Annotated in this window: 19 protein-coding genes and 1 pseudogene; 7 read left to right on the top strand and 13 right to left on the bottom strand. The window is 75.2% G+C overall.

The genetic code is table 11. The features are described from left to right. The first annotated feature begins 18 nt into the window (after positions 1-18). Entirely contained in the window at positions 19-960 is a 942-nt protein-coding gene (locus VSR01_RS04640; protein WP_326453493.1) for a class I SAM-dependent methyltransferase, read from the top strand. 1 nt (position 961) lies between these two features. On the opposite strand, the gene VSR01_RS04645 is transcribed toward VSR01_RS04640, so the two are convergent. Further along, positions 962-1,333, bottom strand: a complete 372-nt coding sequence (locus tag VSR01_RS04645; RefSeq protein WP_326448009.1) for a DUF805 domain-containing protein — start codon at positions 1,331-1,333, stop codon at positions 962-964. 250 nt (positions 1,334-1,583) lie between these two features. On the opposite strand from VSR01_RS04645, the gene VSR01_RS04650 reads away from it, so the two are divergent. After that, on the top strand, positions 1,584-1,850 hold the full coding sequence (locus VSR01_RS04650; protein ID WP_326448010.1) for a WhiB family transcriptional regulator: 267 nt from the start codon (positions 1,584-1,586) through the stop codon (positions 1,848-1,850). A 45-nt stretch (positions 1,851-1,895) separates the two neighbouring features. Here the strand turns inward: VSR01_RS04650 and yczR are convergent, their stop codons facing one another. Beyond that, on the bottom strand, positions 1,896-3,398 hold the full coding sequence (gene yczR, locus VSR01_RS04655) for a MocR-like transcription factor YczR (protein ID WP_326448011.1): 1,503 nt from the start codon (positions 3,396-3,398) through the stop codon (positions 1,896-1,898). Between the two features lie 216 nt (positions 3,399-3,614). Between yczR and yczE the strand changes: the two are divergent. Beyond that, positions 3,615-4,238 (top strand): annotated as a pseudogene (gene yczE / locus VSR01_RS04660) (membrane protein YczE); the annotation flags it as partial. Positions 4,239-4,671: 433 nt separating this feature from the next. Beyond that, entirely contained in the window at positions 4,672-5,046 is a 375-nt protein-coding gene (locus VSR01_RS04665) for an RNA polymerase-binding protein RbpA (RefSeq protein WP_326448012.1), read from the top strand. 143 nt (positions 5,047-5,189) lie between these two features. Here VSR01_RS04665 and fxsA read toward each other — a convergent pair whose 3' ends face one another. Continuing rightward, positions 5,190-5,798: an FxsA family membrane protein gene (fxsA, locus tag VSR01_RS04670; RefSeq protein ID WP_326448013.1), complete on the bottom strand. Its 609-nt coding sequence runs from the start codon at positions 5,796-5,798 to the stop codon at positions 5,190-5,192. Positions 5,799-5,889: 91 nt separating this feature from the next. On the opposite strand from fxsA, the gene VSR01_RS04675 reads away from it, so the two are divergent. After that, positions 5,890-6,612, top strand: a complete 723-nt coding sequence (locus tag VSR01_RS04675) for a DUF1345 domain-containing protein (RefSeq protein WP_326448014.1) — start codon at positions 5,890-5,892, stop codon at positions 6,610-6,612. 21 nt (positions 6,613-6,633) lie between these two features. Here the strand turns inward: VSR01_RS04675 and VSR01_RS04680 are convergent, their stop codons facing one another. From VSR01_RS04680 to VSR01_RS04700, 5 genes are all read right to left on the bottom strand, one after another. Further along, complete coding sequence (locus tag VSR01_RS04680) at positions 6,634-7,401, bottom strand: polyprenol monophosphomannose synthase (protein WP_326448015.1); 768 nt, start codon at positions 7,399-7,401, stop codon at positions 6,634-6,636. 5 nt (positions 7,402-7,406) lie between these two features. Then, the gene (gene lnt / locus VSR01_RS04685; RefSeq protein WP_326448016.1) at positions 7,407-9,203 is read right to left on the bottom strand and encodes an apolipoprotein N-acyltransferase; all 1,797 of its coding nucleotides are present in this window, start codon (positions 9,201-9,203) and stop codon (positions 7,407-7,409) included. 580 nt (positions 9,204-9,783) lie between these two features. Continuing rightward, positions 9,784-11,349: an amidohydrolase gene (locus VSR01_RS04690; protein ID WP_326453494.1), complete on the bottom strand. Its 1,566-nt coding sequence runs from the start codon at positions 11,347-11,349 to the stop codon at positions 9,784-9,786. A 404-nt stretch (positions 11,350-11,753) separates the two neighbouring features. Continuing rightward, positions 11,754-12,194, bottom strand: coding sequence for an Lrp/AsnC family transcriptional regulator (locus VSR01_RS04695; RefSeq protein WP_326448017.1), 441 nt, complete (start codon positions 12,192-12,194; stop codon positions 11,754-11,756). Between the two features lie 85 nt (positions 12,195-12,279). Next, the gene (locus VSR01_RS04700; protein WP_326448018.1) at positions 12,280-13,629 is read right to left on the bottom strand and encodes a D-arabinono-1,4-lactone oxidase; all 1,350 of its coding nucleotides are present in this window, start codon (positions 13,627-13,629) and stop codon (positions 12,280-12,282) included. A 473-nt stretch (positions 13,630-14,102) separates the two neighbouring features. Here VSR01_RS04700 and VSR01_RS04705 point away from each other — a divergent pair, with 473 nt between their 5' ends. Next, on the top strand, positions 14,103-14,453 hold the full coding sequence (locus VSR01_RS04705) for a hypothetical protein (protein WP_442785643.1): 351 nt from the start codon (positions 14,103-14,105) through the stop codon (positions 14,451-14,453). 121 nt (positions 14,454-14,574) lie between these two features. Here the strand turns inward: VSR01_RS04705 and VSR01_RS04710 are convergent, their stop codons facing one another. Then, complete coding sequence (locus VSR01_RS04710) at positions 14,575-15,756, bottom strand: acyl-CoA dehydrogenase family protein (protein WP_326448019.1); 1,182 nt, start codon at positions 15,754-15,756, stop codon at positions 14,575-14,577. A gap of 186 nt (positions 15,757-15,942) precedes the next feature. On the opposite strand from VSR01_RS04710, the gene VSR01_RS04715 reads away from it, so the two are divergent. Continuing rightward, entirely contained in the window at positions 15,943-18,003 is a 2,061-nt protein-coding gene (locus VSR01_RS04715) for a serine/threonine-protein kinase (protein ID WP_326448020.1), read from the top strand. Positions 18,004-18,064: 61 nt separating this feature from the next. Here VSR01_RS04715 and VSR01_RS04720 read toward each other — a convergent pair whose 3' ends face one another. From VSR01_RS04720 to VSR01_RS04735, 4 genes are all read right to left on the bottom strand, one after another. Beyond that, positions 18,065-20,239 (bottom strand): putative bifunctional diguanylate cyclase/phosphodiesterase, encoded by a 2,175-nt coding sequence (locus VSR01_RS04720; RefSeq protein WP_326448021.1) that lies wholly within the window; start codon positions 20,237-20,239, stop codon positions 18,065-18,067. Beyond that, positions 20,236-21,048 carry an SAM-dependent methyltransferase gene (locus tag VSR01_RS04725; RefSeq protein ID WP_326448022.1) on the bottom strand — a complete coding sequence of 271 codons (813 nt, stop codon included), beginning with the start codon at positions 21,046-21,048 and terminating at the stop codon, positions 20,236-20,238. The genes VSR01_RS04720 and VSR01_RS04725 overlap by 4 nt, the downstream gene beginning before the upstream one ends. A gap of 328 nt (positions 21,049-21,376) precedes the next feature. Then, entirely contained in the window at positions 21,377-22,588 is a 1,212-nt protein-coding gene (locus tag VSR01_RS04730; protein WP_442785644.1) for a chitinase, read from the bottom strand. Positions 22,589-22,834: 246 nt separating this feature from the next. Then, positions 22,835-24,250 carry a C39 family peptidase gene (locus tag VSR01_RS04735; RefSeq protein ID WP_326448024.1) on the bottom strand — a complete coding sequence of 472 codons (1,416 nt, stop codon included), beginning with the start codon at positions 24,248-24,250 and terminating at the stop codon, positions 22,835-22,837. Positions 24,251-24,362: the final 112 nt, after the last annotated feature.

Raw genomic sequence — 24,362 nt, forward strand, 5'->3', positions numbered from 1 at the left:
CCGGACCCAAGCCCGGACATGGCCCTGGACCTCGACGCGGTCGCGGGCCGGTACGCCGACGCCCGCGGGGACGGCGTGGACGCGGGCGTCGGCCTGACCGCCCTGCTGGTGGCCGCCGCCCGCGCGATCGAGACCCACCGCCACGACAGCCTGGCCCAGGACCCCTACGCGGAGCACTTCGTGCGCGCCGCGCCCGCCTGCGCGCGGTGGCCGGTGCGCATCGAGCAGGTCCCGGCCGGCGACCGCGACCCGCTGTGGGGCCGGTTCGCCCGCTATTTCGGCCTGCGCACCCGGGCTCTGGACGACTTCGTCATCCGGTCCCTCGGGGCGGACGGGCCGCACGGGCCGGGCGCGCGGCAGGTGGTGCTGCTGGGCGCGGGGTTGGACACCCGCGCGTTCCGGCTGGACTGGCCGCCGCACTGCACGGTCTTCGAAGTGGACAGGGCGGGCGTGCTGGCGTTCAAGCACCGGGTACTCGCGGACCTGTCGGCGGTGCCGCTGGCGCGGCGCGTGACCGTCCCGGTCGACCTGCGCGACGACTGGGTGAGCGCTCTGACCGCCGCCGGCTTCGACCCGGCCGCTCCCAGCGTCTGGCTGGCCGAGGGGCTGCTGTTCTACCTGCCGAGCGCCGCCGAGAGGTATCTGATCGACACGGTGGACGAACTGGCCGCCGGGGGAAGCGCGCTGGCCTTCGAGGCCAAGCTGGAGCGGGACCTGCTGGCGTACCGCGACAGCGCGATCTACACCGCGACGCGCGAGCAGATCGGCATCGACCTGCTCCGCCTCTTCGACAAGGGCCCGCGCCCGGACTCCGCGGGCGACCTGCGGGCCAAGGGCTGGTCGGCCGTGATGCGCACGCCCTTCGACTTCACCGACCGGTACGGCCGCGGCCCGCTGCCCGAGCCGAACGACGCGCTGGAGGGCAACCGCTGGGTGTTCGCGCACAAGCCCCGGAGCTGATTCAGACGGAGTGGGCGGCGCCGCGTACCGAGCTGCGGCGCGGGGCGGCGCCGTGGGCGTTGGGGCCGTGGGCGCCGTCGAGGGCCTGGAGCACGGCCACCGCGATCCACCCGACCGGCGGGAGCAGCAGGAGAAGCTGCCACCAGCCGGAACGGCCGGTGTCGTGCAGCCGGCGGCAGCCGGCTGCCAGGCCGGGGACGATCACCGCCAGGCCGTAGAGCAGGTCCGGCAGCCGGGTCCCGATCACCGTGTCGACACAGACCAGAAGTGTCGCCACCACGATGTTGACCAGGACGAAGAACCAGTATTCGGTGCGGGAGGCCCGGCCGCCGAACACGGCGTACTTCTCCCAGGCGCGTAAGTACCAGTGCATGATCCGCCTCCTGTGGTTCGGGGTGGGGCCCCGCCGCCGCGTCCTCGGGCGGTGGGGTCCGCCTACTGGTGCGGCTGCCCCTGTTCGGCGGCGGCATTCGCCTGATGGCCCGTCAGGACGCCTGCCCGGTGCGGCGCTCGCGGTCGGCGATCGCGACGGAAGCGCGGAGGGGACGCATGGCGCCGTGTGTGCGGGTAGGCGGTCGGACGGGGGAGACCATCGACCCACCCGACCTTTCGGAGGAATCACCATGGACTGGCGGAACCAGGCCAGGTGCAAGGACGCGGACCCCGAGCTCTTCTTCGCCGTGGGGACCGCGGGTCCGGCTCTGCTGCAGATCCAGAAGGCCAAGGCCGTCTGCGGCCGGTGCCCCGTGCGGGAGCAGTGCCTGCAGTGGGCGCTGGAAGAGCGCCAGGAGTACGGCGTGTGGGGCGGCATGTCCGAGGACGAACGCCGCGCGCTGCGCCGCCGCATGTCCCGTCAGGGCGCGAAGGCCGGGTCGGGCCGGCGGAGTTGAGCCGCCGTCGCCCTCGGGCGGGCGACGGACGCCCTGGGCCGGGCCCTACGCGACGAAGAGTCCGGTGGGCTCGCCGTCCGCGCCCGCGCCCGAGCGGACCAGGCGGGCCGCTTCGGCGAGTCGGACGCCGGCCTCGTCGGCGGCCGGGTCGCTGACCGTGAAGGGGACGCGGACGTAGGACTCGAACGCGCCGTCGACGCCGAACCGCGGCCCTGACGGCACGCGCACCCCCAGGCGCTCCCCCGTGACCGCCAGCCGCGAGCCGGAGAGCTCGCCGGTGCGCACCCACATCGTCATGCCGCCGCGCGGCACCGCGAACTCCCACTCGGGGACGTGCCGGCGCAGCGCCGCCGCCAGGTCGTCGCGGCACTCGCGGGCCCGGGCCCTGCGGGCGGCGAGCGCCTCGTCCCAGCCGCCCTCCCGCAGCAGCCAGGCGACGGCGAGCTGGTCGACCACCGGCGAGGCCAGGTCGAGGTAGGCGCGCGCGGACACCAGCCGGCGCACCGCGTCCGGCGTGGTGCGCACCCAGCCGATCCGCAGCCCGGCCCACACCGCCTTGCTGGCCGAGCCGACCGTCATGACGGTGCCGCCGCGGTCGAAGGCGGCCATCGGCCGGGCCCCGGGCTCCTCGCCGTCCAGGACGAGCTCGGCCATGGTCTCGTCGGCCACGACCACCGTGCCGGCCGCCCGCGCGGCCTCCACCAGGTCGCGCCGCTCGTCGTCGCCGATCAGCGTGCCGGTCGGGTTGTGGAAGTCCGGCATGACGTACGCCATCCGGGGGGCCGCGTCGCGCAGCACCCGCCGCCACGCGTCCATGTCCCAGCCCAGCAGCCGCTCGCGCAGGGCGACCGGCACCAGCCGGGCGCCGGTCTCGCGGAACAGCTCCAGCACGTTGGCGTAGCTGGGCGACTCCACCGCGACGCGCTCGCCGTAGCCGACCGCGCGCCGGGCGGCGGCGCCGATGGCGCCCATCGCGCCGGTGGTGACCATGATCTGCTCGGGCATGGTGGGCACGCCGCGCAGGGTGTAGCGGTCGGCGATGGCCTCGCGCAGCACCGGCAGGCCGGCCGGGAAGTCGCCGTGCGTGGCGGCGTAGGCCGGCAGCTCGGCCAGGGCGCCCTCCATCGCGCGGCTCAGCCACGGCTCGGTGGCCGGCAGCGAAGCGGTGCCGAGGTCGATGACCCGGCCGGCCGCGTCCGGCGGCAGCGGTTCGAGGCTGCGCGAGGGCAGCACATGGCCCTCGGGGATGGCCGTCCAGCTGCCGGCGCCGCGCCGGGACTTGGCGAAGCCCTCGGCGCGCAGCGCCTCGTAGGCGGCGGCGACGGTGGTCCTGCTGACGCCGAGGGCGAGCGCCAGCTCGCGTTCCGCGGGCAGCCGCGCGGCGACCTGGATGCGGCCTTCCAGCACCAGCAGGCGCACCCCGTCGGCCAGCTCGCGGTAGGCGGGCAGCCGGCGGGCGTGCGGGCGGACCGGCTCGGCGGGCCGGGGGCGGGGGGCGAGCAGCCGGGCGAGGTGGGCGGCGCCGACGGCCGCGGTCCACTGTGGCATCGAATTCAGTCCACCTCTCCCTGATTGGCTCTGGCGTGGCCGGTCCCCCGAGCCACAGAGTGACATGCGCGTCCAGCCGACCGCCAGGGGGTTCCGTTGTCCCGACGTGCGCCGTTGTCCCGTGCCGTCCCGTCCCGAAGCGCGCCGTCCGGCGGCGAGCCCTCCCGTGGCGCGCCGCCGCGTGCCGTGCCCTCCCGCGGCGCGCCGCCGCGTGCCGTGCTCTCCCGCGGGCCGGTGCCGCGCGGCCCGGTGCCGTACCGGCGGCTGGTGCGGCTGTACGCGGGGCTCGCCCTCTACGGCGCCAGCGACGCGCTGCTGATCCGCGGCAACCTGGGCCTGGACCCGTGGGACGTCTTCCACCAGGGGCTGTCGCGGCACACCGGCGTGAGCATCGGCAACGTCTCCATTGTCGTCGGCGCGGCGGTGCTGCTGCTGTGGTGGCCGATCCGGCAGCGCCCGGGCCTTGGGACGGTCTCCAACGTCTTCCTGGTGGGCGCCTTCATCGACCTGACGATGGCCGTGGTGCCGCACTACGATGCGCTGGCCGTGCGCGTCCCGCTGCTGGTGGCGGGCGTGGTGCTCAACGGCCTGGCGACCGGCCTCTACATCACCGCGCGCTTCGGGCCCGGCCCGCGCGACGGCCTGATGACCGGGCTGCACCGCAGGACCGGCCGGTCGGTGCGGCTGATCCGCACCGGCATCGAGGTGACCGTGCTGGCGGCGGGCTTCGTGCTGGGCGGCGGGGTGGGCGTGGGCACGGTGCTCTACGCGGTCGCGATAGGCCCGCTCGCGCAGTTCTTCCTGAAGCTGTTCGCGCTGCCCGAGGAGGGCGGGGCCGGTCCCGGTGATCGCGACGCCGACGGCGACGGCGACGCCAAGGGGGTGCGGGCCCACCGAGGCGCGCGGGCCGACCGAGGCGATCGCGACAGCCGCGGCGGTTCCGGGGGCCGCCCGGCCGATCCTTCTGCGCGGGTTCGCCGGGAAGCGCCCGAATGCGCGGCGGCGGACCCGATTTAGCCTTCGGGCGTGCGGACCGGTAGTGTACGCGGTTGGCCCTGAAGCTTGACCGTTACTGCACGCAAAACATACGACATCACCGGGTGACATCTTCGTCCAGATGTGACAAATCGGGCACCGGTGGGTACAAACAGGGGCGACACGACGGGCGACGCATCTCCCGAAACGGGAATCTTCACCGCCGACCGGACGTTGACCGGATGACGACGACAGCGACACCTGTCCTGTGGGCGACCAAGCCCGGGAGGCACGATTCATGAGTGAGCGAGCTCTCCGCGGCACGCGACTCGGGGCCACCAGCTACGAGACCGACCGCGGCATCGATCTGGCCCCGCGCCAGACCGTGGAGTACGCATGCCGGAACGGCCATCGATTTGAGATGCCGTTCTCGGTTGAGGCCGAGATCCCGCCGGAGTGGGAGTGCCGCGCCTGCGGCCAGACCGCCCTGCTGGTGGACGGCGAGGGCCCCGAGGAGAAGACCAGCAAGCCCGCGCGCACGCACTGGGACATGCTCATGGAGCGGCGCACGCTGGAGGAGCTGGAGGAAGTGCTGGCCGAGCGGCTGGCCGTCCTGCGCTCCGGGGCGATGAACATCGCCGTGCACCCGCGGGACAACCGAAAGAGCGCGTGACATCGTTCGGGGCTCGGCCCGGCTCGCTCCCGAGCCGGCGCTGAGCCCCCTTTTGTGCCCTGAGCAGGTGCCCCCAGGCTTGTGAGCGGGCCCGGTCCGGCCGGACCGGGCCCGCTCACTGCGCTGCGCGGCCCTCGACGGCCTCAGCGGCGGTCGTCGTCCACGACCTCGCCCTGGATGACCTTGCCGTCCGGGCGGTGGATACGCGCCTGCTCCTCGGCCTGGCGCGCCTGCTGGAAGAGGTCGCCGAAGGAGCCGGGGTCGCCCGTGGCGGCCGGGTGCCGGCGCAGATGGCGCTCGGCGGCGCGTTCGGCGCCCGCGCCGATCAGCCGCCGGGTCGGCGGGAAGAGCAGCAGCAGCGCCACCGCGTCGGAGACGAAGCCCGGGATGATCAGCAGGATGCCGCCCAGCATGTGCAGTCCGGTGCGGCCGCCGCCGGCCGGGGCCGCCGGAGCCTCGGGCGCGGCCCGGCCGCTCTGCCGGGCCTGCTGCGCCTGCACCGAGGCGGTCAGATTGCGCCACGCGCTGCGCCCGGCCCGCTTGATCGCGGCGGCGCCCAGCACGAAGCCGGCCACGATGCACAGGAACACCACGAAGCCGCTCGTCGCGTCCGCCACCGCGATGAGCAGCCATATCTCCAGCACCGCCCACGCCGCGACGGCCAGCGGCAGCAGCCGCACCCGCCTGCGCCGGCGTCCTGGCGCCTGGGGGGCCGGGCGCGGACGGACCGGGGGCGGTGAACTCGTCGTCATACCCCCAAGTGTGCCAAAGACGAGGTAAAGGCCGGGTCGGTGCGGCCGACCGCGGTGGACTCGGGACTCGCGCCCGGACACGATGTCCGGCGTGAGCCACTCCCCCGCCGCCCCGCCAGGTCCGACACCCCCGCGCACGCCCCGCCAGGAGCATGCGCTGCCCGCCTGGCGGCGGGTGACCCGCGGCGAGCCGCGCTGGGCCTCCACCGCGTCCGTGGTGGCCGTGGTGGCGATCCAGCTCACCCTGCCGGCCCGGCTCGCGGCGCACCCGCGGGCCCTGATGCCGGCGGTGGAGACCGCGCTGCTGCTGGTGCTCGTGCTGATCAACCCGCACCGGATCGAGCGCCGCTCGCGCACGTACCGGGTCGCCGCGCTGACGATGACGCTGGTGATCACCGGTGCGAACGCGTACTCGGCGATCCGGCTGGTGGCCGGGCTGGTCCGCGGCACCGACGCCTCGCCGGCCGGGACGCTGCTGCTGACCGGCGGCGCGATCTGGCTGACCAACGTCGTCATCTTCGCGCTGCTGTACTGGGAGCTGGACCGCGGCGGCCCGGCCGCCCGCGCGCAGGGCGAGCGCGACGTGCCGGACTTCCTCTTCGTGCAGATGCAGTCGCCGGAGCTGGCCCCCGCGCACTGGGAGCCCGCCTACTTCGACTACTTCTACCTGTCCTTCACCAATTCCACGGCCTTCAGCCCCACCGACGTGATGCCGGTGACGCGCTGGGCGAAGGCCCTGATGCTCGCGCAGTCCGCGGTGTCGCTGCTGACGGTGGTGCTGGTGGTGGCCAGGGCCGTCAACATCCTCACGTGACGGGCCGCTCCCCCGCCGGGGTCACTGCTGCTTGCGGCCGACGACCTTCCCCGCACGCGCGCCCACGCCCCACGCGGTGACCCGCCACAGCGCCTCCGCGACGATCGCCCGGCTCATCTTGCTGTCGCCGCGCTCGCGCTCGACGAAGGTGATCGGCACCTCCACCACGTGGAAGCCCGCCTTGACCGCGCGCCAGGCCAGGTCGACCTGGAAGCAGTAGCCGGCCGAGGCGACCTCGTCCATGCCCAGGCCCTCCAGCGTCTCCCGGCGGAAGGCCCGGTAGCCGCCGGTGACGTCGTGGATCGGCACGTCCAGCATCATCCGCGAGTAGCGGCTGCCGCCCCGGGAGAGGTACTCGCGGGACTTCGGCCAGTTGACCACCCGGCCGCCGGCGATCCAGCGCGAGCCCAGCACCAGGTCGGCGCCCTTGAGCGCGGTGAGCAGCCGGGGCAGCTCCTCGGGCTGGTGGGAGCCGTCGGCGTCCATCTCGACCAGCACGCCGTAGCCGTGCTCCAGGCCCCAGGCGAAGCCCGCGAGGTAGGCGGCGCCCAGGCCCTCCTTGCCCTTGCGGTGCAGCACGTGCACGTGCTCGTCGGAGGCGGACAGCTCGTCGGCGAGCTTGCCGGTGCCGTCGGGGCTGTTGTCGTCGGCGACCAGCACGTCCGCGTCCGGCACCGAGGCCCGGACCCGGCGGACGATCGGCTTGACGTTCTCGGCCTCGTTGTAGGTCGGGATGATGACCAGGACCCTGCCGAGCGGGCCGAAACGCCGCTGCTCGTCCTCGTTCACTGCTGCTACTGCCCTTTCGCCGTGCCGGTGCGGTCGCGCCTGCCGAGGGCGACGGCGGCCGCGCAGGACAGGAGCCCCACCATAGCGAGAGTCCACTCCGGAGCGGCGCCGACGCGGTCGGCGACGGTCTTCTCGTCGCGCAGCGGGATGTCCGCGCTCAGCACCTGCTGGGTGAACTCCGCGCTGCGCTGTTCGATCTTCCCATCCGGCGCGACGATCGCGCTGATCCCGCTGGTCGCGGCGGTGACGACGGCCCGCCCGTGCTCGATGGCGCGCAGCCGGGACATCGCCAGCTGCTGCTGGGGCTGCCCGGTGCGGCCGTAGGTGGCGTTGTTGGTCTGCACGACGATCGCGCGGGCGCCGGCGTTGACGGTGTCGCGCACGATGCCGTCGTAGGCGACCTCGAAGCAGATGACGTCGCCGAGCCGGGCGGGGCCGATCTGCAGCACCCCGGTGTCCTTGCCGGGGTAGAAGTCCCGCGGGATCTCGTTGAGCATCGGGACGACCTTGGTCAGCTCCTTGCGGAACGGCACGTACTCGCCGAACGGCACCGGGTGCTGCTTGGTGTAGTGGGCGCCGGGCCCGGTGACCGGGTCCCAGACGATGCCCTCGTTCTGCACGTGGTCCTTGTCGGGGCCGTCGACCAGGACGCCGACCAGCACCGGCACGCCGACCGCCTGCACGGCCTCGGCGATCTTGTAGTACGCGGCGGGGTTGCGGAAGGGGTCGAGGTCGGAGGAGTTCTCCGGCCACAGCACCAGGTCGGGCTTGGGGGTGCGGCCGGCCTTGATGTCGGCGGCGAGCTTCAGGGTGGCCTGCACGTGGTTGTCCAGGATCTTCATCGGGCGGCCGAGGAAGTGCAGGCCGGGCTGCTGCACGTTGCCCTGGACGACGGCGATCCGCACGTGCCCGTCGGCGTCGGTGTGCACCGGCACGAACAGCCCGGCGCAGAAGACCGCGGCGGACAGCAGCAGCGCGCCGGCGCCGGGCAGCGCGGCCCGCAGCGTGCGCGGCAGGCCGCCGCGCACCTGCCGGTGGGCGGCGAGCACGGCGGCGGCCAGCAGGGTGCCGCTGAGCGCCACCGCGAAGCTGACCAGCGGCGCGCCGCCGAGCGCGGCCAGCGGGGTGTACGGGGAGCCGGTGTTGGCGAAGGCCAGCCGACCCCAGGGGAAGCCGCCGAACGGCAGCCGGTCGCGCACCAGTTCCTGCGCGACCCACAGGCACGCGGTCCACAGCGGCCAGCCGCGCAGCCGCCCGCAGACCACGATCAGCGCGGTCATGGCGACGAAGTACAGCGCCTCGACGCCGGACAGCACCACGACGGCGATCCAGATCACCGAGCGCAGCCAGACCAGCAGCCACAGGAAGAAGGGGAAGGCGAAGGCGAAGCCCAGCCAGGCGCCCTGGCGCACCGTACGGCCGCGCAGCAGCACCGACAGGCCCGCGACGGAGACGATCGACAGCGGCCACACGTCGTAGGGCGGGAAGGAGGCGGCCATCGCCAGGCCGAGGGCGGCGGCGACGGCGCTGCTGGGCGCGGCGGCGCGGGCGGTGACGGCGAAGCGCGCCCGCCGCGCGGCCCAGACGGCGCGGCGGCCCCGGGCAGGCTCGGGGGCGGCTCCCGCGGCCGGTGTGCCCGGTGCGGCCGCCGGGTGCGGGGCCGAGCCGGGCGGGGCGGCCTGCGGGGCCTCCTGCGGGGCCTCCTGCGAGTCCGGGGCGGTCGCTTCCGCGTCCTCGGGGAGCGTCGCCGCGGGGCGGGACTGCGGGCGCAGCCGGGGGGTGGGATCGGGGCGCAGGCCCACGGTGCGGCCTTCCTGCAGGTGGAGAGAGGTGGTGAAGGCGACCGTACCTCCTGTTCGCCCACGCGTCAGTCGCGGGTCGGCAAAGCGCGGCCCCGCGGCCGGGCAAGAGCCGGCCGCCGCGCGAAGCGACGGAACGGGCCCGGATGCCCTTCGGGCCGACCTGGGGCTCGCTGGCTGCGGGCCGGCGCGAGGCCGTTGTCTACTGGGCGTCCGGGCCCTTCCCGGGTCACACCTGCCGATCGGGCGGCGCTCCCACTCCGTACCCTCGCGGGCGGAGCGACCCACTGGCGAGCCGCGCGCCGCGTCGCAGGCGCTGGACCTGGCTGCCAGTGGCGGCGTGCACGTGCGGCGCGACGCCCCATGGCCCAGCGGTGGTCGACGCAACGGCGGAGAGCCCCCGGTCCGACGTCCTGTGGTGGACTTGGCCGAACCTACTCGCCTCCGACCGACACCTGTCAACACCCCTGTGACCTGCGGGGTTTCAGCAAATCAGCAGGTCAGTGAGGAGTGGCCGACGACCCGGCGACACGCCGCCGCCCGGCCAGGGCACACCGTTCGGACGCATGGCGGCGGCGGGCCCTCACCCGTTCGGACCCGCGTACACGGTCCGTCCGCCCACCACCGTGCGCAGCGCGGTCGGCAGCGGACCGCCGGGGGTGAGGTCGGGCAGGCCGGGGGTGCCGGAGCGGGGGTCGGTCGACCAGTTGGCGACCCGTTCGTCGGGGGCCTGGACGACCAGGTCGCCGACGCTCCAGACCGCGTAGTCGGCGGGCGCGCCGGGCACCAGGACGCCCGCGTCGTCGCGGCCGACGGCCCGCCAGCCGCCGCGGGTGTGCGCGTTGAACGCGGCGCGGGCGGAGATCCGGTGCTCCGGTGTGCGGTGGAAGGCCGCGGCGCGCACCGCGCCCCACGGGTCGAGCGGCGTGACCGGACTGTCCGAGCCGAGCACCAGCGGCACCCCGGCGCGGGTCATCGCCGCGTACGGATTGAGGGCCGCGGCCCGCTCCGCGCCCAGCCGCTGCGCGTACATGCCCTCCGCGCCGCCCCACGCGGCGTCGAAGGCGGGCTGCACCGAGGCGACCAGGCCGAGGTCGGCGAAGGCGGCGATGGACTCCCGCGACATCAGCTCGGCGTGCTCCACGCGGTGCCGCAGCGCGCGCACCCGGGCCAGGCCCAGCTCCTCGGCGGCGGCCCGCGCGCCGGCCACGACGGCGTCGATCGCGGCGTCGCCGATGGCGTGGAAGCCGGCCTGGACGCCGGCCCGCGTGCACACCAGCAGGTGCCGGGCGATGGTGTCGGCGTCCAGGTGGGCGATGCCGGTGCCGGGCGCGTCGGCGTAGGGCGCGTGCAGGTGGGCGGTGCGCGAGCCGAGGGAGCCGTCCACGAAGAGGTCGCCGCCGGCGCCGACCGCGCCGAGGTCGCGGAGTCGGTCCAGGTCGGCGGACCCGGTCGCGGCCTGCGCCCAGTAGCCGATCACCCGGGGCCCGGCGGGGTCCTGGCGGCCGTCCTGCCCGGCGGCCAGCGCGAGCAGCGCGGTCAGGTCCTCCTCGGAGGAGATGTCGGGGCCCGCGCACTCGTGCAGGGTGCCGATGCCGCGCGAGGCGGCGTGCGCGAGTGCCGCGCGCTGGGCGGCGGCCCGCTGCTCGGGCGTGATCGCGCCGTGGGCGGCGCGCCGCACGGCGTGGTGGGCGTCGCGGGTCAGCGGCCCGTCGGGGTCGTACCCGGGCAGGTCGCGGACCCCGGGCACCAGGTCGAGCAGCGCGGTGGTGACGGCGGCGGAGTGCACGTCGGTGCGGCTCAGGTAGAGCGGCCGGCCGCCGGCCGCCCGGTCCAGCTCCTCGCGGCCCGGCGCGCGCCGCTCCGGCCAGCGCGTCTCGTCCCAGCCGTGGCCGAGCAGGACGCGGTCGCCGGGCCGGGCGGCGGCGTGCGCGGCGATCCGCTCCAGCGCCTCGGGCAGCGAGCGGGCGTCGCCGAGGTCCAGACCGGTCAGCGCCAATCCGGTGGCGGTGACGTGCACGTGGGCGTCGGTGAACGCCGGTGCGACCAGCGCGCCGTCCAGGTGCACCACCGCGTCCACGCCGTCCGCGAAGGAGTCCGCGGCGCCCTCCGAGCCGACCCAGGCGACCGTGCCGCCGTCGACGACCATGGCGGTCGCGAAGGGGTCGGCCGGGCTGTAGACGAAGCCGCCGCGCAGCAGCACGGTGCCGCCGGGAGCGGGGGTCGCGGCGGGGTCGGCGACGTGGTGGGCGGGGGCGGCGCCGGTCGGGGACGGCGAGGGGGCGGGGGTCGCCGCGGGGGCGGTGCTGTCGTGCATACGGCCAGTCTGCCCCGGCCCGCGGACATCCCCGCCCACGGGGGTACGGGCGCGGGGGTACGCGGGCTGCGGAGGCCGCGCCGGTCGGGGGACGGCGGGCGCCGGAGGCGGCGCCGGTCGGGGGACGGCGGGCGGCGCGTACCCCCGCGGAGGCGGCACGGCGCCGCGCGTGTCCGCGCGTGTCCGCGCGGTGGCGAAACCCGGCGGCGCGCCCGGCCCCGGACGCCGGCGGCGGGTCAGACGCGCGGCGGCCGGGACTCGTAGGGCGTGGAGAGCACCACCGTGGTGCGGGTGGAGACGCCGGCCAGGGTGCGGATGCGGCCGAGCAGGTGCTCCAGCTCGATCGGGGTGGCGACCCTGACCTTCAGGATGTAGTTCTCGTCGCCCGCGACGCTGTGGCACGCCTCGATCTCGGTGATCTCGGCCAGCCGGTCGGCGATGTCGTCGGGGGCGCTGGGGTCGAAGGGCTTGACCGAGATGAACGCGGTCAGCGACAGGCCCACCGCCTCCGGGTCGACGATGGCCGCGTAGCCGCGGATCACGCCGCGCTGCTCCAGCCTGCGCACGCGCTGGTGCACCGCCGAGGTGGACAGGCCCGTCGCCTTGCCCAGATCGGTGTAGCTCATCCGCCCGTCGGCGACGAGAAGTTCCACGATGTGCCGGTCCAGCTCCTCCACAGCGGTGACCTTACCGGTAGGGCGGCCGGTCGCGTCACGTCGCGGGAGCGCCGTGCCGGGCCCCGGTCCGCTCCCCCGCTGCGGGTCACTCCCCCAGGACGCGCCGCAGGTAGGCGTTGCGGAAGACGCCCGCCGGGTCGGTCTCGGCGACGAGCGCCAGGAAGTCGGCGGTGCGCGGGTAGGCGGCGCGCACCTGCGCCGGGTCGAGGGTGAAGAGCTTGCCCCAGTGCGGCCGGACGCCGAGCCCGGCCAGCGCGGCCTCCAGCTCGCCGAGCACCGGCAGCACGGCCGCGGTGTCCTTGACCCAGGTGAAGTGCAGCGCGACGGTGGCCCTGCCGTACGCGGGGCTGAGCCACAGCCGGTCGGCGGCGACCGTCCGCACCTCGCAGACCTGGAGCACCGGGGCGATCCGGTCGGCCACCTCGGCCAGCGCGCGCAGCGCGTCGCCGGCGTGCTCGCGCGGCAGCAGGTACTCCGACTGCAGTTCCTCGCCGCTGCTGGGCACGAAGCCGGGCCGGAAGTGCGGCAGCCGCTCGTGCCAGGGGCCGGGCACGCCGTCCTGCGGGGTGCAGTGCACCGGGTCCATGCCGGGCACCGGGTGCACCGGACCCGCGGCGGGCACGGTCCACGGCAGGTCGGGGTCGGCCGCGCCGTCGAGCTGCTTCAGCCACACCTGGCCGAACCGCGGCGCGCGCCAGTCGGTGAACATGCTGACGCTGTAGGCGGCGCCCATGACCGCGTCGAAGTGCTCCACGGCGTCGCCGAGCGCGAGGCCGGTGCGGACCCGCTGGCGGACCGCGAAGCCGGGCACCGTGTCCAGGGTGAGGTGGGTGACGACGCCGAGGGCGCCCAGGCCCACCACCGCGCCCTCCAGCCGGTCGGGGTCGGTCGCGCGGTCGAAGGTGAGGGTGTCGCCGCCGGCGGTGACCAGGTCCAGGGCGCGGACCGAGGTGCCCAGGCCGCCGTTGGCGTCGCCGGAGCCGTGGGTGCCGGTGGCGACCGAGCCGGCCACCGAGATGTGCGGCAGCGAGGCGGTGTTGGGCAGGGCGAGGCCGTGCCGGTGGAGTTCGGCGGCGAGTTCGGCGTAGCGGACCCCGGCGGCCACCCGTACCGTGCCCGCGGCGGTGTCGACGTCGATCTCGGGCGGCAGCGCGCGGACGTCGATCAGGTCGCCGTCGGTGTCGGCGATGTCGCTGAACGAGTGGCCGCTGCCGAGGGCCTTGGCGCGGCGGCTGCCGGCGACGACGGCGCGCAGTTCGTCCAGGCTGCCGGGGCGGTGCACGCGGGCCGCGGAGAAGGCGAGGTTGCCCGCCCAGTTGGTGGGCGCGCCGGGCGCGGGGCGGCCCGCGCCGCCGCCCGCGGCACCACCGGCGCCGCCCGCGCCGGCGCCCGCTCCGCCGCCCGTAGCCGTCCCGTCGCGTCCGTCCGTTCGCATCGCCGCTCGCCTCCGCTTGTCGGCGGAACCGCCCTGGCCTCGCCCGATGGCACTGTATAGCGCCCTTGTGCAAGCCGACGCGCGCGGGGAGGCGGTGCGCGCGGGGGTGCGCGGACGCACACGGGGGGCGCACGGTGCACGGGTTCACAGGCATGTGACGAAGGCCACACTCCGTGCGCTGCCGGGTCTTCAGGTGGCGTGATTACCCGCGTAGCGCGGCGGGAAGTGCTCGCTATGGCCGAGAGCGCGTAGTCGCCCGGCCGGCCCGACGGAGGGCATCCACCCAAGGGGGAATCGCCATGCGCAATCACGTGCGCCACAGCCGCGGCGAACGCGGCACCTCCGCCTTCGAGGAGGGCGAAGCACGCGAGCCGCTGCCCGTCCCGGTGCTCACCGGCCTCGCCGCCCCCGGCGCCGGAGCCGCCGGTGACAGCGCCGACGACGACGGCAGCGGCGACGACATCCTGTCCGCACTGCCGGACGACGACGCGGAGGAGGCGTTCGAGGACGAACTCGCCGATGTCGTACGCCTGTCCTGCCCCGACTGCGGCCGCCCGATCGCGGTCGTCGCGGACCGGGACACGCTTCCCCAGCACGCCGTGTGCCCCACGCCGTGGGACCCGTTCGGCCTGACCGTCTGCCCGGGCTCGGGCCGCGCGGTGGCCGACGCCCGGCCGCTGGACGCCGGGCAGGACGAGCCGCAGGAGCGGGCCGTGCTGCTCACGCTGCCCGCCGGGCTCGACTGGCGCACGCAGCCGTTCTCGCACGTCGGCGGCCCCGGCTCGCGCCCGATGCGGGTGCCGCCGCAGCGCCTGGCCGCCTGACGGCCGCTCCCGGCGCGCTGTCGGGGCCCGCGCCGCGATCGCCGCGGGCCCCCGCGCCGCCGCCCACGCCGTGGCGCGCCCGCCGCTCCCGCGGTCGGGCGCACCCCGGCGCGCCGGCGGGTCAGTCCCGCGTCTCGGGGCCCGCGACGTGCCGGGCGACGACCATCCGCTGGATCTGGTTGGTGCCCTCGACGATCTGCAGCACCTTCGCCTCGCGCATGTACCGCTCCACCGGGAAGTCGGCGGTGTAGCCGTAGCCGCCGAGCAGTTGGACCGCGTCGGTGGTGACCTTCATGGCGGTGTCGGTGCAGAACAGCTTGGCCATCGCGGCCTGCGCGGAGAACGGCTCGCCCGCGTCGCGCAGCCGGGCCGCGGCCAGGTAGAGCGCGCGGCCGGCCTCGATGCCGGTCGCCATGTCGGCGAGCATGAAGCGCAGCCCCTGGAAGTCGGCGATCGGCCGGCCGAACTGCCGGCGCTCGTGCAGATAGGCCACCGCCGCCTCCAGCGCGGCCTGGGCGACGCCCGTGGCGCACGCGGCGATGCCCAGGCGCCCGGAGTCCAGCGCGGCCAGCGCGATGGCGAAGCCCTGGCCCTCCTCGCCGATCCGCCGGGAGTCCGGCACGGTCACCCCGTCGAAGTGGATCTGCGCGGTCGGCGAGCCCTTCAGGCCCATCTTCCGCTCGGGGGCGGCCGCGCTCAGGCCGGGCGCGTCGCCGGGCACGAGGTAGGCGGAGATGCCGTGCGCGCCCTCGCCGCCGCTGCGGGCCAGCACGGTGTAGAAGTCGGCGACGCCGCCGTGGGTGATCCACGCCTTGGTGCCGTCGAGGGTCCAGTCGTCGCCGTGGCGCACCGCGCGGGTGCGCAGGCTGGCCGCGTCGGAGCCGGAGGTCGGCTCGGACAGGCAGTAGGCGCCGAGGGTGGCGCCGCCGAGCATGTCCGGCAGGTGGTCGGCGCGCTGCTGCTTGGTGCCGAAGGCGGCGACCGCATGGCTGGCCAGGGTGTGCACGCTGACGCCGAGGCCGACCGTGAGCCGGGCCGCCGCCAACTCCTCCAGCACTTGGAGGTACACCTCGTACGGCTGGCCCCCGCCGCCGTACTCCTCCGGATAGGGCAGGCCGAGCAGACCCGCCTCGCCGATCAGCGTGAAGACCTCGCGCGGGAAGCGCCCGGCGTCCTCCTCCTGCGCCGCCTTCGGGGCGATCTCGCGCTGCGCGATCTCCCGGGTCAGCGCGAGCAGCTCGCGGGCCTCCTCGGTGGGCAGCCGCCGCTGTGGCGCTGCGGGCGAAGCGGGGTGCGACGTCATCGGCACATCCTCCCTGTCGGGGGCGACGGCGGCGGCCGGCCAGGGTGTGGCGGCTCCGTCGGGTGAGCAGTACCCGCATCCGTCGTCCTGTGCCGGGTCTCGGCACGTTCCGACCAACGGTTACGGCGGGTTGGAGTATGCCCGATCGGCGGCACGCCGTCACCGGTGACCGTCTACGCTTCGGCCATGGACTTGCTGGGGGAGGCCGATCCGCGGTCGATCGGCGGCTATCCGCTGTTCGCGCGCCTCGGCGCGGGCGGTATGGGCCAGGTGTACCTGGCACGGACACCGGCCGGACGGCCGCTGGCGCTGAAGACGCTGCGCGGCGAGTTCGGCGGCGATCCGTCGTTCGGCGAACGGTTCGCGCGGGAGATCCGCAGCGCGGACCTGGTGCGCTCGCCGTGGACCGCGGTGGTGGTGGACTACTCCCCGGCCGGCTCCGGGCCGCAGTGGCTGGCCACCGAGTACGTGCCGGCGCCGTCGCTGGCGGAGTGGGTCGCGGCGGCGGGGCCGCTGCCGCGCGACGCGCTGACGGCGCTGGCGGCCGAGCTGTGCGAGGGGCTCCAGGCGGTGCACCGGGCGGGGCTGGCGCACCGCGACGTGAAGCCGTCGAACGTCCTGCTGCCGCGCACCCGGCCGCTGCTGATCGACTTCGGCATCGCGCGGGCCGCGGAGGACTCCCGGCACACCCGGGCCGGCGGGGTGATCGGCTCCCCCGGCTACATGGCGCCCGAGCAGGCCACCGCGGGCGTCTCGGCCGAGCCGGGCGACGTCTTCGCGCTGGGCGCGGTGCTGGTCTACGCGGCCGCCGGCCGCGGACCCTTCCACCGGCCGGGCGAGGAGGCGTCGACGCCCTCGCTGCTGTACCGCGTCGTGCACGAGGAGCCCGATCTCGGCGGCGTGCCCGAGGAGCTGCTCCCGTTCGTCCGGGCCTGCCTGGCCAAGGACCCGGCCGCGCGGCCGACCGCCCGTGACGCGGCGGCGCTGCTCCCGGCCGCGGGGGCAGGGACCCGGGCGGGCGACCGGACCGCCGCCGCGTGGGCGGCGCACCTGCCGCCCGGTCTGGACGCGGAGATCGCCTCCCGCGAGGCCGCGGCCGCAGCGGCCCTCGGCCGGGACCCGCACGCAGGCGCGGGCGCGGCGGGCACCGCGCCGACGGCGTCCCCCGCTGCGGCCGCCGGCGCGGTGGGCTCCGCCGGCGCGGTGGCCTCCGCCCGAGCGCTGAGCGACGGCCGGCCGCCGGCGGCCCCCGCCGGTACAGCCTCCGCCGGTGCGGGCCACGCGGACGGTGCTGGCCTGGCGGGCACGGGCCACGCGGGCGGCGCGGAGCACGCGGGAAGCACCGGCCACGCGGGCGGTACGCGCCTGGCGGGCGGTGCCGGCCCCGTGGGCAGTGCCGGCCGCCCGGGGACCGGCCACGCCGGCGGTACGGCGCTGGGGCCGTCGCCGTACTCGCCCGGAGTGGCCGCGCAGGCGGGCCCCGGCACGGCCGCCACCACGCCGTACGGCCATCCCGCGTACGGCCGGCAGACCGCGCCGCAGACCGCTCCGGCGCCCGGCGTGGGACCGGCCGGTCCCACGGCACCCGCCGGCTGGGGCGGCGTGCCCCGGCCGGTGCCCACGGGGCCGGGGCAGCCCCGGCGCGGCAGGGGCGTGCTGGTCGCCGCGGTGGTCGCGGGTGTCGTCGTGCTGGCGCTGCTCGGGCTGCTGATACGCAACCTGGCCGACTCCTCGAAGGGCGACGACGCGAACGGCTCGGGCGGCGGCTCGGGCGGCCCCACCACCTCGTCCACTGCCTCCGCCGCCACCTCCACCTCCGCGTCCACCTCCGCGTCCACCGGCGCCGTGGACCCCGACGCGCTGCCCGCGTCGTGGGTCGGCACGTGGAGCGGCACCGGCCCCGGCGACCCGAGCGGCTCGGGGGGCGGGCCGCGCACCGACAGCTTCAAGGTGACGCTCACCCTGACCGGCGGCCGGCGCGGCGACGTGGTGGGCCGTCAGGTCAGCCACGTGCACGACATGGACTCCAGCGCCGACGCGGGCTGCACCGAGACGCTCAAGCTGGCGTCGATGGACGGGGACACCGCACGGTTCACCGCGGTGACCGCGCGCCACACCGACAGCTCGGCCGGCGGCGTGTGCCTGCCGGGCAACACCTACGAGGTGACGATGGTCGACGGCGCCCTGCACCTGGGCGCCGGTTCGCAGGCGGCGGGGTCGCCGGCCACGTTCACCAAGGTGACCTGAGACGCGGCAAGGGCGCCGGGACGCCGGGGCCCGGCCCGCTGAGCCCACGTCGGCGAGCCGCTCAGCCCACGTCGGCGAGCGTCAGCGTGTGCAGCCGCTCGGGCGGTCCCGGCTTGGCGTAGTACCAGCCCTGGCCGTGGTCGCAGCCGAGCGCCCGCAGGTGGTCGGCCTGGGTGCGGGTCTCCACGCCCTCGACGGTGACCGTCAGGCCCAGCCCGTGGGCGAGCGAGACGATGCCCTCGACGATCTTCAGGTCGACCGGGTCGGCCGGCCTGCGGCGCATCCCGCGGGTGAAGGCACGGTCCAGCTTGAGCACGCTGACCGGCAGCCAGCGCAGCGAGCTGAGGTTGGAGTAGCCGGTGCCGAAGTCGTCGAGGGCGATCTCGACGCCGAGGTCGGCGATCCGCCGCAGCGGTTCGAGGGTGTCCTCGTCCGCGCCGATCAGCGCGCTCTCGGTGACCTCCAGGCACAGCGAGGCGGGCGGCAGCCCGGTGCTGTCGAGTATCGCGGCGACCTCGCGGACCAGGCCGGGGTGCTGGAGCTGGATCGGCGAGACGTTGACGTTGACCCGCGGCGGCCGGCCGTCGCCGTGGTGGTCGCGCTGCCAGGCGCGGGCTTGCTCGGCGGCGTTCTCCAGCACCCAGCGGCCCAGCGGCACGATCTGGCCGGTGCTCTCGGCGAGCGGGATGAAGTGGTCGGGGCCGAGCACGCCGTGCGCCGGATGGCACCAGCGGACCAGCGCCTCGGCGCCGAGCACCGCGCCGTCCTGGAGCGCGATCAGCGGCTGGTACTCGATGAAGAACTCGCCGCGCTCCAGCGCGCCGGGCAGCCGGTTGGTCAGTCCGTGCCGGGTGATGGCGCGGGCGTCGGCGTCCGGGTCGGCGACCTCGTAGCGGTTGCCGCCCAGCTCCTTGGCCCGGTACATGGTGATGTCGGCGCTGCGCAGCACGTCGGCGGCGGCCCGGGAGCCGACCGGGCCGTGCACGATGCCGATGCTGCCGTGCACCGGCAGTTCGCGGCCGTCGAGGGTGACGGGGTCGGCGAGCGCGTCCAGGACGCGCTGGGCCAGGCCGGTGACCGCGCGCAGGTCCGGCGGGTCGGTGTAGAGGGCGACGAACTCGTCGCCGCCGATCCGGGCGACGATCTGGTCGTCGTCGGTGAGGCAGCCGCGCAGCCGCTCGGCGACGGCCACCAGCAGCCGGTCGCCGACCGCGTGGCCCAGGCTGTCGTTGACCGCCTTGAAGCCGTCGAGGTCGAGGTAGCAGACGCCGATCCGGCTGTCCGGGCCGGTGCCCTCCAGCGCCTGGTCCAGGCGTTCGAAGAACAGCGCCCGGTTGGGCAGTCCGGTCAGCGCGTCGTGGGTGGCCTGGTGGCGCAGGGTGCGCAGCAGCCCGCGGCGCTCGGTGATGTCCTCCATCAGCGCGATCTGGTACTGCGGGCGGCCGGCGGCGTCGCGCAGCAGGGAGACCTGGAGGTTGGTCCACAGCACCGTGCCGTCGGCCCGCGGGAACGCCTTCTCCACCTGGTAGCCGTCGCGATCGCCGCGGACGAGTTCGGCGTTCAGGCCGTAGTTGGCGGCCAGGTCGTTGTCGGGGTGCACCCACTCGCTGACGTTGCGTCGGGTGGCGTGCGCCTGGCTGCCGAACATCCGGGTCAGCGCGTCGTTGACCTCCAGCACGTTGCCGTCCATGTCGGCGATGCCGATGCCGACGGCGGCGCTCTCGAAGACCGCGCGGAAGCGCTCCTCGCTGGCCGCCAGCGCCCGTTCGGCGTCGGCCTGGGCGGCGAGCGCGGCGCGGGAGATCGACTCCTGCTCGGCCAGGGTGCGTTCGCGCAGCGCCTGGGAGAAGCCGACGGAGATCGCGTGCTGCAGCCGCGAGCAGCGGACCCGTGCCTCGTCGGCCGGGATCCCGGGGCCGGGCGGGCAGTAGAGCACCAGGTAGGCGTCGACCACGCCGAGGATGCTCGGCAGCGCCTCGGGGTCGGTGCAGTGCGCGGCGACCAGCGCGGCGCCGACCGGCACGGCGGCACGCGGGTCGAAGGGCCGGGCGGCCAGCGCCTCGCGCAGCACCCGGGCCAGCGGCACCAGGTGCCCCTCGAACTCGCCGCGGGTCATGGACGTCGCGGTGACCGGGTAGATGGCCCGGCTCCATATGGCCGCGAAGCGGCGGAGGCTGTCCTCGGGCTCCGGTCCGCCGTCCGCGGACCGGCCGGCCGCCACCGGGCCCGCTGTCACGCCTTCAGTCCCACACCGGCGAGGCCGTTGAACACGGCCGGGTCCTCGTCTCCCTCCGGCGGGGTGTCGGGACGCCAGTAGGGCAGGGCGACGATGCCGGGCTCGACGATCTCGAAGCCGGCGAAGAAAGGTTCCAGCTCCTCGGCGGTGCGGGCCAGCAGCGGGGTGGAGGTGCGCTTGTACGTCTCGGCGACCTGGCGTTCGGCCTGCGGGGTGGGGCCCAGCACGGTGGCGTGGGTCATCACCATGATGCTGCCGGGGGCGAGGGCGTCGCGCAGCGTGGCGATGATCTCGGCGGGGTGCTCGTCGTCGGGCAGGAAGTGCACGACGGCGACCAGCATCAGCGCGATCGGCCGGTCGAAGTCCAGCAGCCGGCGGGTCTCGGGGTGCTCCAGGATGGACCGCGGGTCGCGCAGGTCGGCGGCGGCGATGGTGGCGTTGTCGTTGCCCTGCAGGACGGCCTTGCTGTGCGCGACGGCGACCGGGTCGTTGTCGACGTAGACCACCCGGGCGCCGGGGCTCTCGGCCTGGGCGACCTCGTGGACGTTGCCGAAGGTCGGGATGCCGGAGCCGATGTCGAGGAACTGGGTGATGCCGCGCTCGACCGCGAAGCGCACCGCGCGGCGCATCACCGCCCGGTTCGCCTGGCCGATTTTCGGGATGCCGGGGAGCGCCGCGAGGGCCACCCTGGCGGCTTGCCGGTCGACCTCGAAGTTGTGCGAGCCGCCGAGGAAGTAGTCGTAGATCCGGGAGACGCTCGGCACGGTGATGTCGACGCCCTGCGGGGCCCACGATGGACGGTCGCTCACGGTTTGTCTCTCCAGGTCATGGGGCTGGGCGGACGCGTCTGGCCGGATGCCGGCACGGGGTGGCGGCCCCGCGGCGCGTTTGCAGTCGCTCACGGCCGCAGTCACGAGGCTACTGATCACCTGTTCGGAGTGAAACACAGAACCGGAGATCCGAGGTCCGTTTTCGGACAACAAGCACCGGCATGTGCACGTGCGAAAACGCGCAGGTGCGGGTACACGAAAGAACGGCGGCGGGCCCGCGACCGGATCCGGTCGCGGGCCCGCCGTAGGGTTCAGCGGACTCCCGGGAGGCGCGCGGCGGGCCGCCGCGCGGGGCTCGGCGGAGGGCTCAGCAGGGGCCTTCGTCCACCCAGACGCCCCACTGGCCGGTCGTGCCGGGGACCTCGTTGGTGGTCCACCACTGGGCCTTCCACTTGTGCCCGTTGTACTGCACCTCGTTGCCGCCGACGTAGACCGCGCCGGCGGTCCAGGTGGGCAGGTTCGCGCAGTTGCCGCCGGGCGAGGTGGGCGGCGGGGTGGTCGGCGGGTTGGTGGGCGGCGTTGCACCCGCGAACTGCACGGAGTACTTGGCGAACTCGTAGTCGGTCTGCGGCACGCTGCTGCACGAGCCGGACGTGCTGCCGTTGTTGTCCGGCGGGCTGCACTGCCGGTCGCGGTTGAGCGACCAGAAGGTGAAGCGGCCCATGCCGTGGCTGGTCGCGTAGTTCAGCACCGTCTGGAAGTCCGACTGGTAGAAGTACTCGCCGGAGTCGCTGCGGCCGTTCATGCCGGAGAAGCCCTCGTGGGCGTAGGCGGTCGCGGTGTCCCAGCCGAAGGTGTTCTTCAGCAGGCCGTTGAAGGAGTCGAGCGCGGCGGTCTGCGAGGCCGCCCCGTTGAAGCCGCCGTCGAACGGCATGATGGAGAAGTTGTTGGGCGTGAAGCCCTGTGCCTTGGCCTCGTTGAGCATCTGCTGGCCGAACCAGCCGGTGCCGGCCGCGGTGCCCGGTGTGGTCACCGAGACGTAGAGACCGGGGTTGTTCTGCTGGAGGATCTTGGCCGCGCCGATCTCGTGGGAGACCGCGGCGGTGTTCTCGTACTCCGGCTCCTCCAGGTCGAAGTCGATCGCTTTGAGGCCGTACTTGGTGATGACCTGCTGGTAGGCGGCGGCGGTCGAGGCGGCGTCGGAGCACGCCTGGCCGAGCTTGGTGCCGCCGTAGCCGCCGATCGAGATGGAGACGTCGCCGCCCTTGGCGCGGATCGCGGAGATCACGTTGCCGACCGCGGTGTCCGAGGAGACCGGCGCGGTGCCGCCCCAGGTCGGGCTGCAGCCGCCGCCGTTGGGGGCCAGGATGAAGGCGAGCTGGAACGCCTTCAGGCCGGTCGCGTCCATGATGGCGGTCGCGCTCGGCGGGTTGTTGTCCAGCGGCATCAGGTACGGCGCCGCGGCGTACCACTGGCTGCTGAGGGCGGCGTGCGGCGTCACGGTGGCGCCGTCGGCCTGCCCCGCGCCGAATGCCGTCGCGGCGCCCAGCCCGGCGACGGCCAGGGCCGCGGCGGCCACGCCCGAGCCGATTGCTTTCACACGTTTCACGTCGGACCTCCTGTGGGGGAACGTGGCAAGCAGAATCCTGCGCTGACGCGAACCCGTCAATGTTTTGGTCCAGACCTTTAGAGCAACCCACAAGATTGGTCTCTACCACCTGGCGCGACAGGGGCCGACGCGAGGACCCCACCCCCTCGAACGGGGGTGGGGTCCTTGGGACGCGCGGGACTCACGAGGCCCCCGCGCCGGCTCGCGGCGCCCGGGTCAGACGACGCCGACCGACGCCAGCGCGCGCCGCTGGCCGGGGCTGGGGAAGGCGGGGAAGTAGAGGTAGCACACCCCGCCGGTGCCCGAGCCGGTGCCGCCGGACGCGGTGATCCGCTTCGTACGCAGCCAGATGGTCTCGAACTGGGCCCGCTTGTAGACGTTGCGGACCGCGTCGTCGCTGTCGCTGGCCGGGTCGTTGGCCACCACGTCGCCCTCGGGCGTGAACCCGGCGATGCACATCAGGTGGCCCGAGGTGCCGTAGCCCGCGCCGTCCAGCTCGGAGGCCAGGAAGGACTGGGACGTTATCACCGGGATGCCGGCCTTGATCAGCCGCTCCACGTCGTTCAGCGAGTGCAGCCGGGTGATGACGCCCTGCAGGTCCTTGTAGGTGGCGGCGTAGGCGGCGTTGAACGGCCAGTTGCCGCAGCCCTCGTACTGGTAGTCGTAGGTGTAGCGGGCGCCCTGGTCGACCTGCGGGTCGGCGTACGAGGGGTCGACCCAGGCCAGGTCGGCCGCGGTGGGCCCGCGGCCCCAGTACTCGATGACCATGGTGGACGAGGTCGGGCTGCACCAGGCCTCGCCGCCGTTGTCGTACTCGGGGTACTGGCCCTTGTGAATGTTCTGCGAGTAGCGCGGCACCGGCAGTTCGACACCCGCGCCGACGCCCGGCGTCGAGGTCGGCACGGTGAAGCGGTCCGGGATGTTCGACGCCATCGCGCCCAGCCGCCAGACCAGCGGCGTCGCGGTGCTGCCGGGCTTGCGGAAGAGCGTCAGCCGCAGCCGGTAGGAGGCCAGCAGCGGGCCCGCGGCGGTGTCGTCGATGGAGAAGGTGTCGGTCCAGATGCTGCTCTTGCCGTCGGTCTGGTCGTCCACCGAGGTGCGGCGGATGTCCTCGGGGCCGTCGCCCGCGGTCCAGCGGCCCATCACGTACGCCGGCGTCGCGGTGCCGTCGGTGTAGGTGCCGAGCAGTTCGACCTGCAGCCAGGTGCCCGCAGGGGTGTGCGCGTTCCAGGAGGAGATCAGCTCGCTCGCCGGGTGCGGCACCGTGCGCTCCGGCGACGTCCAGGAGGCGTACTCCCAGGTCGCGGTGGTCCCGGTGTGCGGGTCGGTGTAGTCCAGCGTGCCGGTGGCCCGGCCGATGGCGACGCCGGGCCGCCGTCCGGGGACCGGCACGGTGCCGTGGTGGGTGCCGAACAGCCAGTCGGGCAGCGACGTCCACCCGTGGTAGTCGACCGGCGCGGCGTCGGCGGCCGCGGCGCCGCCCGGCGCGTGCGGTGCGGCGCCGGCGGCCGGCCCGGCGGCGTCCGGCGCCGCCTCGGGAGCGGCGGCGGACGCGGTCTGCGCGGTCGCGGTGGCCGCGGCCGCCGCGAGCGCGGCGGTCAGTACGGCACGCCGGGGCGCGGTGTGGGTCATGGGTTCCCCTCGGTTTCCCTCGACGTGGACGGGAATGCCGCCGCGCCCGCGGACAGGCGCGGGGCGGCGGTGCGCACCACTATGGTCGTTCGCCCGCCGTTTCCACCAGGCT

Origin of the sequence: Actinacidiphila sp. DG2A-62 (assembly GCF_035825295.1) — a bacterium.
In the GTDB taxonomy this organism is placed as follows: domain Bacteria; phylum Actinomycetota; class Actinomycetes; order Streptomycetales; family Streptomycetaceae; genus Actinacidiphila.

What these genes read in the sequence shown, in the direction of transcription:
- VSR01_RS04650 (WP_326448010.1), top strand. Translation starts at nt 1,584, where the DNA reads ATGGACTGGCGGAACCAGGCCAGGTGCAAGGACGCGGACCCCGAGCTC.
- VSR01_RS04715 (WP_326448020.1), top strand. Translation starts at nt 15,943, where the DNA reads ATGGACTTGCTGGGGGAGGCCGATCCGCGGTCGATCGGCGGCTATCCG.
- VSR01_RS04700 (WP_326448018.1), bottom strand. Translation starts at nt 13,629, where the DNA reads ATGCGAACGGACGGACGCGACGGGACGGCTACGGGCGGCGGAGCGGGC.
- fxsA (WP_326448013.1), bottom strand. Translation starts at nt 5,798, where the DNA reads ATGACGACGAGTTCACCGCCCCCGGTCCGTCCGCGCCCGGCCCCCCAG.
- VSR01_RS04710 (WP_326448019.1), bottom strand. Translation starts at nt 15,756, where the DNA reads ATGACGTCGCACCCCGCTTCGCCCGCAGCGCCACAGCGGCGGCTGCCC.
- VSR01_RS04665 (WP_326448012.1), top strand. Translation starts at nt 4,672, where the DNA reads ATGAGTGAGCGAGCTCTCCGCGGCACGCGACTCGGGGCCACCAGCTAC.
- yczR (WP_326448011.1), bottom strand. Translation starts at nt 3,398, where the DNA reads ATGCCACAGTGGACCGCGGCCGTCGGCGCCGCCCACCTCGCCCGGCTG.
- VSR01_RS04640 (WP_326453493.1), top strand. Translation starts at nt 19, where the DNA reads ATGGCCCTGGACCTCGACGCGGTCGCGGGCCGGTACGCCGACGCCCGC.
- VSR01_RS04690 (WP_326453494.1), bottom strand. Translation starts at nt 11,349, where the DNA reads ATGGTCGTCGACGGCGGCACGGTCGCCTGGGTCGGCTCGGAGGGCGCC.
- VSR01_RS04735 (WP_326448024.1), bottom strand. Translation starts at nt 24,250, where the DNA reads ATGACCCACACCGCGCCCCGGCGTGCCGTACTGACCGCCGCGCTCGCG.
- VSR01_RS04645 (WP_326448009.1), bottom strand. Translation starts at nt 1,333, where the DNA reads ATGCACTGGTACTTACGCGCCTGGGAGAAGTACGCCGTGTTCGGCGGC.